Genomic DNA, 10,295 nt, shown 5'->3' with positions numbered 1-10,295 from the left:
CCGTCGGCGGCACCCGACGAGCCGGCGGACGAACCGGCCAGGTGAGGCGGGCGCCGGGCGCGCTACGGGCCCCGGCCGTTCCCCGCGCACCGCGGGGAACGGCCGGGCGACGGCGTCAGTCGCCGGTGTTGGTCGCCCAGACCGGCCGCCGGGCGCTGTTGTAGACGACGACGTTGCCGTCGTCCTGGATGGCGAGGTAGGCGCCCTTGTGCCAGGTGCCGGCCGCCCAGACCGGCTTTCCGGCGCTGTCGTAGACGACGAAGTTGCCGTCCTCCTGGAAGACGGCGCAGTTGCCGCGGCTCCAGGTGTGCGGCGCCTGCCAGACGGCACGGCCGTCCTTGTACAGGACGAAGTTGCCGTCCTGCTGCATCCGCAGAACGGCCCGGCCGTTGCCCGAGGTCCACGCCTGGTTCTTGCAGATGGTCGCCCGCGGCCGGATGATGTGGTCGCTCATGACCCGCCCGACCGCGGCCCGTTCGGCCGCCCGGACCGGCGCGGCCGAGACTCCCGGACTCGACGGGGTGGCCGCCTGCGCGCTCCCCGCACCCACGAAGGCCAAAGCCGCCGCCACCGCGCACACCGCTCCGCGCATGTTCATCGCACACTGCTCCTTCACCGAAATGCACCGGAATACCGATGCAAGGTGCAACTGATGCGCAAATCATTGCTTTTGCTCGACGGCGGCGTCGAGAGCCTCCCCCAAGCGCCATCCCAATGAGCTAGCGCGCGGTTCCAAACCCGGCATCCCCAGCGCATCGCGGCACACACCGCCCGAGGCCGCTCCTTCGGCACGCCGCCGGAGAGCGCTCCACCTTGCCCGCGGCGGCGGGACGCGAACGGGGTGCCGACACTCCTGTCGCGCACCGAACCGCCGCGGCACGGGCACGGGCAGCACCGGCCGGGAGGACACACGTGCCACGCTCCGTGCGGGTCCCGGCGCACAGCGGTGCGGGGCCGTGCGGTGTGCCACAGGGCGCACGGTGCGGACGGGATGTCATGGCATACTCCACCAAAAGTGCTCTCACCGCTCCGGCAGCCACCCGTTGCGGACCCGGAAGCCGGCACCTGGCGGAAACGCCGGTCCGGAGGGCCCGGCGCTCCGGCGCCCGGCCGGGCCGTGCCATCGGCACCCCCGCAGCAGCCCGGTCCGGAAGCCGACACCGACGACGCGGTCGGCCACCGCCGCCATCCCCCCCACCCCCCACACGTACCGCCGGGCGCCCGCCCGGCGCGCACCGGTCGAGGCTCTGTCCCCGGGCCCGAGCGGTGCCCCGGCGCCACCGTCCCGGCGCCGCGTCCCAGACAGGGAGTACCACCCCCATGAACACCCGCCGTACCGTTCTCGTCACCGTCTCCGCGCTCGCTGCCGTCGTCGCCGCGGGCGGGGGTGCCAACGCGTTCGTCGAACACGAGGCGCAGCAGCGCGCCACCGAGGCCGTCCGCGCCGAGCTCGGCGACTCGGCCAGCGGCGTGCACGCCGAGCTCACGGACCCGCTGGCCGGGTTGAAGACCCTGACCGGCCGGGTGGGGACCGTGCACATCAGCGCGGACGAGGTCCGGCGCGAGGGGACGTCCTTCGCCGTGGACGCGGCCCTGCACGGCGTGTCCACCGACGGCAGCGCGCACTCGGGGTCGGCCACCGTCACGGTGGGTTACGACGAACTGGCCGAGCAGCTGCCCGAGCCGGTGCGGGACATGAAGCCCGGCACGGATGGCAGCCACCTCACGCTCTCGGGCCCCGTGGGCGGTCTCGGGATCCCGGTCACCGTGCTGAACACGGTCTCCGCCTCTCCGGACGGGGGCCTGACCATCACCCCGAAGAGCGTGCGCGTCATGGGTCAGCAGCTGCGGATCGACACGCTGACCTCGCTGCCCGGCATGGACGGGTTCGCCGACCAGCTCGGTCCGCGCACCGTCGGCCTGCAGGACGAGCTGCCCGAAGGCGTCCGGCTCACCGGTGCCGAGGCGGCCGAGAAGGGGCTCGCGCTCAGCTTCGACCTCTCCCCCGGCATGCTGCGCTCCTCCGGCGGCGCGAAGGCGTAGCCGAGCGGACACGTGCCCGGGGCCCGGGCGACGGAGCGTCCGAGTGCGGCGGCGAGGCCGCCGGGGCGCCGTCGGCAACCGGCCGGGGCGCGGATGTCAGGGGTCGACGAGTTCGACCTCCGCCGACACCGGGCAGGAGCGCATCGCCTCCCGCACGAGGCCGTTCCGTGCCCGCGGATCGACGTTCGGGAGCGCGACCTCGGCGCGGGTGGTGAAGGAGTAGCGCAGCGCGCCTTCGTGGCCGAGGGCCACCTCCGCGCGCACCCGGCTGCCGCTCAGGTCGGCGCCCGTCTCGCTGCCGACCACGCCCAGTGTCTGATGCAGGCAGGACGCCACCGCGGCGGCGTAGAGCTGCTCCGGGCTCCATTCCGTCCCGTCGTGGGCAGCCTGCGGGCCGGGAGGGGCGGCCACCGGCAGTTCCCTTCCGCCCTCTTCCACGTGCACCCGGTCGCCGTCCGGCGAGGAAGCGTCGCCCTTCACCGAGTAGGCCGCGGTGGTGTGGAGCGTGTGGTGCGACATCAGGGTCTCCTTCCGCGGCGGATCGGACCTCCTCCGCGTCCGGCGGGCCGTTCCGACGGCGGGTGCGCGGCCCGCCGTCGGCGGCGGAGAGCGGGGTGCGGCCGTCCGCTGCCTCCCGCGGTCCTCCGTGGCCGCCGGGCCACGTCACACGCCCGGTGTCCGGGCCGGGTGTCCGCCGCCTTCCGGGGTCACCAGGACGTGGCGTGCGAAACCTCGGCGCCCGGCCCCGGGCCCTCGCCACGCGGCGGTCCGTACCGCCGGGCGGCGCCCCGGCACAGCGGCGGGCGCCGGAGCGCCGTCGGCGGCGGACGGGGAGCCGTCCGCCGCCGACGGCCGGGAGCGGCGTTCGGCTCAGCAGGAGCCGAGGTCCTCCCAGACGCCTCCTCCCCCGCCTGTGCCGGGCTCGTCGCCCTGCGTCCACCACTTGGCCTTCCAGGTGTGGCCGTCGTGCGCCACCACGTCACCGCCGTGGTAGACGGTGGAGGCCGCCCACGCGTCGCCGGAGCACTCGCCGGGCTCCCCGGGATCGCCCGGATCGCCGGAGCCGGGTTCCACCACGGTGGTACCGCGCCTCAGGTCCCCGGTGAGCCCGTAGGTCGTGCCGTCGATGGTCACCGTCCAGTTGGACGGGGTCGAGACGGGCAGGTAGTAGACGAAGTCGAGCGAGATCGAGCCGCCGGGCGGCACGGACTGCCAGCCCGGAACCTTCAGTGAGACCCGCTGGAAGTCGCCGTCGAGTCCGCCCTTGTTGGGCCCGCTGTGGCCGCTCTTGATCACCTTCGCGCCGAAGCCGGACTGGTCCTTGGCGTTGTCCGGGGCGGAGGTGCCGTAGTCGAACTGGAACTCGGTTCCACCCGGCAGCGTGCTCCCGGTGTTGTTGGTGATCGTCAGCTTCGGGCTGATGGGGTAGTTGGAGTCGCCCAGCGGGAAGTCCCCGAAGGAGACGTCGATGTCGACGGCGTCGGTGGGCAGGTCGGTGCCGGCCCGCCGCGCACCGTACGGGGCGGCGGACTTGAACGCGTCGTACATGACGGTCGTGAGCGTGTCGCCGCTCTCGTACTGGCCCTTCTCGCCGTTCCAGCCGTAGTCGCCCGCCAGTTCCCAGACCATCGTGCCGCCCAGGCCGCGGTCCACCACGTAGTCGGCCTTCGCCGCGACCGACTGCTCGTCCTCGGTGGAGAGGAAGACCTTCTTCTTCTCGTTCCACAGCCAGGGCGCCACGAGCGTCGAGTCGTAGTGCCGGGTGTAGGTGCCCTCCAGGGAGGTGTCGGCGGGGAAGCCGTAGTCGGTCACATAGTCACCGACGACGCCCTTCTCCAGGTTCTTGGCGTGCCACATCGGGTTCGACCCCGCGGGGGACTCCTCCCCGTCCGTGTCCTTGTCGTGCCACAGGTTGTCGATGCCGACGGCGCCGTCTCCGCATGTGCTGAGCCCGGACCCGGCGGGGCAGTCGGACGAGGGCGCGGTGCCCCAGAGCCCGTCCGTGCCGCCCTGCACGTTCTTGTGCCCGCGGGTGTAGTAGGGCAGTCCGATGTTGATGCGGCCCGCGGGCATCGATCCGCGGAAGTAGTGGTACGCCCAGTCGGTGTTCAGATAGCCGATGCCGCCGTACTGCGAGGTGTTGTAGACCCCGGCGGCGGCCAGTTCGCCGTCCTTCCCGTCGTCGAAGAGCGAGGCGTTCGGACCGACGTACTTGTTCCAGGCGCCGTGCAGGTCGTAGGACATGATGTTGACGTAGTCCAGGTACTTCTGCATCTGGTACGTCTCCATGCCGCGCAGCAGCCATCCGGAGGCCGGTGCGGCGGCGGTGAGCAGGTAGTGCCGCCCGTCCTCGGCCCCGGCCCGGTCGAGCTTCTGGCGCAGCGTCTTCATCAGCGCGTCGTAGCCCTTCACCAGGCCCGCGCGCCGCGGGTTGGCCAGCGACCAGTCCAGCGGGTTGCCCGCGTCCTTCATGCTGGTGGCGTACTCGTAGTCGATGTCGACGCCGTTGAAGCCGTAGGTGCGGACGAAGTCCACCGCGGAGTCGGCGAACGTCTCGATGCCGGTGCGGTTCACCGAGCCGTCGGAGTTCGTGGCCATCTTGTAGAACCCGCCCGAGGCCACCCGCTCCCCGTCGTCGCCGAGGTAGCCGCCGCTCTCCGCCCAACCGCCGACGGAGATCATGGTCTTCACGTTCGGGTGCTGCTTCTTGAACTTGTTGAGCAGGTTGAAGTGGCCCTTGTAGGAGTACGCGGGATCCATCTCGGCTCCCGGGACGCCGGGCCAGGTCATTCCGGTGGCCGGGTTGTCCGCGTTGTCGGCGCCGACCGAGATCCGGTCGTCGCCGCCGACGTGCGCGAAGGCGTAGTTGAGGTGGGTGACCTTGTCCCATGGGATGTCGTCGACGAGATACGCCGGCTTGCCGTCCTTGCCCGTGCGCCAGCTGCTGAAGTAGCCGATGACGCGGCGCTGATGGTCGCTGCCCATCTTCTCGCGCCCGTTGCCGTCGTAGACCGAGCAGTACGGGACGTCGACGCCCGGTGTGGAGTAGAGGCCGTCGGGACGGCAGGACTCGTCCGCGCCGGCCGGCGCGGACGCGGAGTCGGTACCGGAGGGGGGTGCGGCGTGCGGTGCGGCTGCCGCGGGGGCGGTGAGACCGCCGAGCAGCAGCGCCGCGGTCGCGGCCGCGACCGCGGAGAGCGCGGCTCTCCCGCGTCTGAGCGGGGTTCTCCCGCGTCTGGGGGACACCATCTGATTCCTCCTGGGGGGTCGGTGTCGCACCGGGAGGCGGCCCCGCGACGTGCCGCCTCCGCGAGGCCGCCACAGATGAAGGTGACGCAGACCTTAAGTGGACTAGACCAGTAGGTCAATAGGTCTGTACCAAAGAACCGACCCGTCCGAACCGGCGCCCCGGCTCCGGCGCTACACAGGAAAGGTGACCGGGAGATGGTCCAGCCGGGTCTCCCAGGTGGAGGCCGTGTCGGTGAGCTCGGCGGGGTCGACGGCGGGCCGCAGACCGGGCAGCCGGTGCACCAGTACCTCCACCGCCGTCTCGATGATGGCCTGCCCGATGGCCTGCCCCGGACACTCGTGCGGGCCGCTGCTGAACGCCAGATGGGCCTGGTTGCCGCGGACCGCCGTGCCGGTGCGCGGCCGGATCTCCGGGTCCAGGTTCCCCGGCCCCAGTCCGAGGATCAGCAGATCGCCCGCCTCGACCTGCTGGCCGCCCAGTTCGCAGTCGGCGGTGGCGAACCGGCCCGGGAGCACGGCCAGCGGCGGGGCGTTCCACATCGTCTCCTCGACGAGGGCCGTGACGGTCAGCTGCCCGCTCACCAGATCGGCGAGATGGGAACTGCTGCTGAGCACCGCCTGCAGCACCCGGGCCAGCAGATTGCTGGTGGTGGTGTGGGCGGCGATGAGGACGAGGCGGAGGTGATTCTGCACCTCGTCGTCGTCCAGGCAGGCGGGGTGCTCGATCAGCCCGGTGGCGAAGTCGGGCCCGGGCTCGGCCCGCTTGTGCGCCGTCAGACCGGCGAGCACCCGCATGATCCGCTCGTTGTGCTCGACGGCGCCGTCGCCGCCCCGCATCATCCGGGCGCAGGACGCCACCAGCTGCTCCCCGTCCGACTCGGGCAGCCCGAACAGCCGGGTGAGCACCAGCATCGGCAGATGTTCGGAGAACTGCGGGACCAGGTCGGCGCGGCCGGTGTGCGCGAAGGCGTCGATCTGCTTGTGCGCGAAGTGCACGACGTGGCGGCGTATCCCGCGGTTCGCGACCGTCGCCATGCTGTCGGTGACCGCGCCGCGCAGCCGCTGGTGGGGCTCCCCGTCCTGGGAGAGGCAGTCGGGGCGCCAGCCCAGCATCGGGATGAGTGGCGACATCTCCTCGATCCGCCCCTCCTGCCAGTCCCGCCACCGTCGCGAGTCCCGGCTGAACTGGCCCGGGTTGTCCAGCGCCCGCCGGTTCTCCCGGTAGCCGAGCACCAGCCAGGCACGCACGTCCCCCTCCAGCAGGACCGGCGCCACCGGCCCGTACTGCTTGCGCAACCGTGAGTAGGTCGCGTACGGATCGGCCGTGGACTCCGCCGCGTACAGCCGCGTCGCCGCACCGGTGTGCCCCACCGGGCAGCCGGCGGGCGGGAGCGGCGCCTCCAGGCGCGTACCGTCGGAGGGCTGGGCGTTCATCGGGACTCCAATACGGCGGCGGAGCGTTCCTTGACGTGGCGGATGAGCGTGATCAGCACATCGCGGCTCGACACCCGGTCGCGTGCGTCGCAGTCGACGATCGGGGTGGCGGACGAGACGGCCAGAGCCTCCCGCACCTCCTCGGCCGGGTGGCGGCGGGCGTCCGGGAAGACGTTGACGGCGATGACGAACGGGACCTCCAGGCGCTCCATCTCCTCGATGGCCCGGAAGCTGGACTGCAGGCGGCGGGTGTCCACCAGGACGACCGCGCCGAGCGCGCCCTTGAACAGCCCGTTCCACAGGAACCAGAACCGCTCCTGGCCCGGCGTGCCGAACAGGTAGAGCACGAGCTGCTCGTTCAGGCTGATCCGGCCGAAGTCGAGGCTGACCGTGGTGCTCTTCTTGTCCGCCACCCCGACCAGGTCGTCGACTCCGGCGCTGGCCTGCGTGAGCGTCTCCTCCGTGGTGAGCGGCACGATGTCGCTCACCGAGCCGACCATGGTCGTCTTCCCCGTGCCGAAGCCGCCGGCGACCATCACCTTGACCGACCGGCTCCCCTGGTTCAGCGCGTCCGCCCGCTGCGGGAACGCCGGCTGGTCAAAGCCGTTGAAGTCCACTGAGTACCTCCTCGAGAAGCGCGAGGTCGGGGCCGGGGTCGCCCGTACCTGCGATCGGATCACGGGCTTCCACCCGGCCTGCGCCCAGCAGATCGGCCACCAGCACCGCGAGGATGTTGAAGGGCAGCCGCAGATGCGCGCCCAGTTCGGCCACCGACAGCGGGTCGCGGCACCAGCGGAGGATGGCGTCGTGCTCGGGCTGGACCCCGGGCTCCGGCGCGGAGCGGGCGACGAGCAGGGTGGCCACGTCGAGGGTCGCCGCTCCCCCGGGGGCGCTGCGGCCCCCGGTGAGTACGTAGTAGCGCTCCAGCCCGCCCGGGCCCGAGCCCTGCCGCGGCTGGGTCATCCAGGCTGCCCCTGCCGCGGCACGGTCCCGAGGAGGTCCCCCATCCTGCGGGCGCAGTCCCTCATCTGGTGTCCGAGCAGGCCCTGGTCGAGTCCGGACCTGGCGAGCACGCCCAGGTATGTCTCGGTTCCCGCGCGGACGACGAACAGGTGCCCGCCGTCCACCTCGATCCCGGCGAGCCGGAGCCGGCCGTTCTCCTTGGGGAACTGCTCGGCGACCGGCTGGGCCAGCGACTGCAGGCCCGCGACGATGGCGGCGAACCGGTCGGCGTCGTCCGGGTCCGCGCCGTAGGAGGTGATGGCCTTCCCGTCGGAAGAGGCCACCAGCGCGAAGCGGATCTCCTGGATGCTCTCCGCCAGTTCGCGGAGCGCCCAGCTCAGGTCGGTCTGGTGCTGCGTCATGTGGCTAGTCACCCTCTTGTCGGTCATCGAGGCGGTCGTGCGGGTCGGGGGCGGAGGAGGGGCCGCTGCCGGAGACGAAGGCGGCCAGCCCGGCGAACGACTCCTCCGGCGGTACGCCGGGGTCCTCGGCGGCCGGGGCGCGCATGCCGTGCCGGACGCCGGGTCCGTCGGCGGACTGCTTGCTCCGTTTGGGCAGACCGCCCGGCGTGGTGCCGCCCGGCGGCGGCTCCTCGTCCGGCACCTCGTCCGCCGGCGGGCTCACCGGGACCGGATCGGGCCGCCGCCGGGGGATGGCGGCCCGCACCGAGGACGGGTCGGGGTAGCGGGGCTGGTCGAGGGGCTTGAAGTACTTGTGCGGCACCACGACGACGACGGCGGTGCCGAGCCACGGCGAGTGGTCGAAGGTGACCGTGATGCCGTACTTGCGCGCGAGGTTGCCCACGACCCGCAGGCCCAGCTGGGCGTCCTCGGCCAGTCCGCCCGGACCCGAGCCGACGGCGACCCCGTCCAGCAGCCGCAGCGCCTGGCGCCGCTTCTCCTCCTTGAGCCCGGTCCCGGCGTCCTGGATCTCGATGCCCAGCCCGTTGGGGACCTCCCGGCCGGAGACGATCACCGTCTCGGCCGGGGGCGAGTACCGCGTCGCGTTGTCCATCAGGTGGGCGAGGATCAGCGTGAGATGGTCGACCAGGCTGCCGTCCACGCCCAGCTCGGGGAGGCTGCGCAACTGCACGCGCTTGTACTCCTTGATGCGCGCCATGCCGCCCCGGGCCACGCTGATCAGCGGCTGGTGGGTCTGCCACTGCCTGCCCGGCCGGTCCGCTCCTCCCAGCACGACGATGCTGGCGGCCAGGCAGTCGGCCGGGCCGATCTCCTGGTCGAGCTGCATCAGGTCGCGCGCCACGGTCGGCAGGTTGCCGTGCACGCCCTGCATCTCGTGCAGCTGGGCCCGGATCTTGCTGGTGTAGACCTGCATCCGGCTGCCGATGCTGACCACCGACTGGCGGGCCGAGGTGCTGCGGTCGAACTCCTCCTCGATGGCGATCATGGCGGACCGCAGGATCTTCCGGAAGGTGCCGCGGAACTCCTCGGGCACCTCGGGATCCTCGGCCAGCGGCCGCAGCAGGTCGTCCATCGCCTCGCCCCGGCGCAGCGCGTCGATGGCGGCGGGCAGGAACTCCTCCGGCAGCCGCAGCAGCTGCACCCGGTGCCGCTCCGTGACGTCGGTCAGCCGGGCCTGCAGGCCCGACAGTTCGGTGGCGTACTTCTCCTCGACCGAGGCCAGCCACCGCTCCCACTGCTCCTTGTCCCGCATGGCCTGGTCCCGGTGGCTGCCGATCGCGTGGCGGAACCGGCGTTCGCAGTTCAGCAGGCGCTCGACGCACACGGCGGTGGCCGCGGTGGCCACCGCTCCGGCGATGAGGACCGCCGGCTGTGCCCCGGCCGACCCCGCGACCACCGCGACGGCCGTGGCCACGCATATCGCTACGGGAAGTGCCCACCACGCGTACCAGGCAGCGGGCAGCCGGGCTGCGGGTGGGGTCGTGGCAAGTTCCATCTGGGTCCTCAACCAATTGCTCGGACGGGGCGGGTCGGAATCGCTCTTCGTGCGGCCGGGTCCATGACCGGAGGCGGCCCTCACCGAGTGGTCCGCCGACACTTCCACTTCCTTTCGAAAAGTGCTCCTGAAGCGGTGTGACGGCAGGCCGCAGCTCCGGGAGCGCGCCAACCCGCCGGGAGTCGGGGAGTTTAGCCAGGTGCGGGGCCGCCCCGCAGGAGATGCCATGTTCCGCCATACATCCCGGATTTGCGTTCGAACAGCCCTGGGTGAAATCCGGTTGCCTTCGGCGGGGGCGGTCCCGGCCCCGGAATGCCGCGGTGGCCGACGGGCGATCCGCTCCGACCTGCGGGCGGGGACAGGCGGGAGCTCTTCGCCTCGCGCGCTGCGGGTGTCATATGCCACCCGCAGTCACCAGCGGAACGGCCGGGATTGTTCGAACAGTTCTCCACGGCAACTTGTTGATGATTCTTGAACATCTACTCACGTAGGAGTTCTTTTTCTGGTCTACTTTGACCGTCCTGGACCAGTCACATGAGCCAGGCACATACCGCGTACACACCCCGGATGCATCCGACGATTATGGGGAGACTCTCCTGGTACCGGCAGGGCGTCCCGCCGGCCGCGCGGCCCACCCCACGGAACCCGCG

General features: G+C 72.0%; 9 protein-coding genes. 1 reads left to right on the top strand and 8 read right to left on the bottom strand.

Annotated elements, in window-relative coordinates; all coding sequences use genetic code 11:
* Positions 1 to 115: 115 nt before the first annotated feature.
* Positions 116 to 598 carry a hypothetical protein gene (locus tag A949_RS0130075; RefSeq protein WP_019359776.1) on the bottom strand — a complete coding sequence of 161 codons (483 nt, stop codon included), beginning with the start codon at positions 596 to 598 and terminating at the stop codon, positions 116 to 118.
* Positions 599 to 1,320: 722 nt separating this feature from the next.
* On the opposite strand from A949_RS0130075, the gene A949_RS0130065 reads away from it, so the two are divergent.
* Complete coding sequence (locus A949_RS0130065) at positions 1,321 to 2,043, top strand: hypothetical protein (protein ID WP_019359774.1); 723 nt, start codon at positions 1,321 to 1,323, stop codon at positions 2,041 to 2,043.
* A gap of 96 nt (positions 2,044 to 2,139) precedes the next feature.
* Here A949_RS0130065 and A949_RS35090 read toward each other — a convergent pair whose 3' ends face one another.
* The 7 genes from A949_RS35090 to A949_RS37380 all read right to left on the bottom strand — a co-directional run bounded on the left by A949_RS35090 (position 2,140) and on the right by A949_RS37380 (position 9,645).
* Entirely contained in the window at positions 2,140 to 2,562 is a 423-nt protein-coding gene (locus tag A949_RS35090) for an OsmC family protein (RefSeq protein WP_019359773.1), read from the bottom strand.
* A 351-nt stretch (positions 2,563 to 2,913) separates the two neighbouring features.
* A complete protein-coding gene (locus tag A949_RS0130055) occupies positions 2,914 to 5,292 on the bottom strand; it encodes a chitinase C-terminal domain-containing protein (protein ID WP_019359772.1) in 2,379 nt (792 codons plus the stop codon).
* A gap of 171 nt (positions 5,293 to 5,463) precedes the next feature.
* Entirely contained in the window at positions 5,464 to 6,726 is a 1,263-nt protein-coding gene (locus A949_RS0130050) for a cytochrome P450 (RefSeq protein ID WP_019359771.1), read from the bottom strand.
* Positions 6,723 to 7,343, bottom strand: coding sequence for an ATP/GTP-binding protein (locus A949_RS0130045; RefSeq protein ID WP_019359770.1), 621 nt, complete (start codon positions 7,341 to 7,343; stop codon positions 6,723 to 6,725). Before A949_RS0130045 ends, A949_RS0130050 begins: the two co-directional genes overlap by 4 nt.
* Positions 7,324 to 7,689, bottom strand: a complete 366-nt coding sequence (locus tag A949_RS0130040) for a DUF742 domain-containing protein (protein ID WP_019359769.1) — start codon at positions 7,687 to 7,689, stop codon at positions 7,324 to 7,326. Before A949_RS0130040 ends, A949_RS0130045 begins: the two co-directional genes overlap by 20 nt.
* The gene (locus tag A949_RS0130035; protein WP_019359768.1) at positions 7,686 to 8,090 is read right to left on the bottom strand and encodes a roadblock/LC7 domain-containing protein; all 405 of its coding nucleotides are present in this window, start codon (positions 8,088 to 8,090) and stop codon (positions 7,686 to 7,688) included. The genes A949_RS0130040 and A949_RS0130035 overlap by 4 nt, the downstream gene beginning before the upstream one ends.
* Before the next feature lie 4 nt (positions 8,091 to 8,094).
* The gene (locus A949_RS37380; protein WP_158687656.1) at positions 8,095 to 9,645 is read right to left on the bottom strand and encodes an ATP-binding protein; all 1,551 of its coding nucleotides are present in this window, start codon (positions 9,643 to 9,645) and stop codon (positions 8,095 to 8,097) included.
* Positions 9,646 to 10,295: the final 650 nt, after the last annotated feature.

Origin of the sequence: Streptomyces sp. AA1529 (assembly GCF_000280905.1) — a bacterium.
In the GTDB taxonomy this organism is placed as follows: domain Bacteria; phylum Actinomycetota; class Actinomycetes; order Streptomycetales; family Streptomycetaceae; genus Streptomyces.
The sequence above is the reverse complement of the archived record's forward strand: the minus strand, read 5'-3'. Positions and strand labels throughout refer to the sequence as shown.

Excerpts from the sequence above, each read along its gene's own strand:
- A949_RS0130055 (WP_019359772.1), bottom strand. The coding sequence starts at position 5,292 with ATGGTGTCCCCCAGACGCGGGAGAACCCCGCTCAGACGCGGGAGAGCC.
- A949_RS0130040 (WP_019359769.1), bottom strand. The coding sequence starts at position 7,689 with ATGACCCAGCCGCGGCAGGGCTCGGGCCCGGGCGGGCTGGAGCGCTAC.
- A949_RS0130065 (WP_019359774.1), top strand. The coding sequence starts at position 1,321 with ATGAACACCCGCCGTACCGTTCTCGTCACCGTCTCCGCGCTCGCTGCC.
- A949_RS0130035 (WP_019359768.1), bottom strand. The coding sequence starts at position 8,090 with ATGACGCAGCACCAGACCGACCTGAGCTGGGCGCTCCGCGAACTGGCG.
- A949_RS37380 (WP_158687656.1), bottom strand. The coding sequence starts at position 9,645 with ATGGAACTTGCCACGACCCCACCCGCAGCCCGGCTGCCCGCTGCCTGG.
- A949_RS0130075 (WP_019359776.1), bottom strand. The coding sequence starts at position 598 with ATGAACATGCGCGGAGCGGTGTGCGCGGTGGCGGCGGCTTTGGCCTTC.
- A949_RS35090 (WP_019359773.1), bottom strand. The coding sequence starts at position 2,562 with ATGTCGCACCACACGCTCCACACCACCGCGGCCTACTCGGTGAAGGGC.
- A949_RS0130050 (WP_019359771.1), bottom strand. The coding sequence starts at position 6,726 with ATGAACGCCCAGCCCTCCGACGGTACGCGCCTGGAGGCGCCGCTCCCG.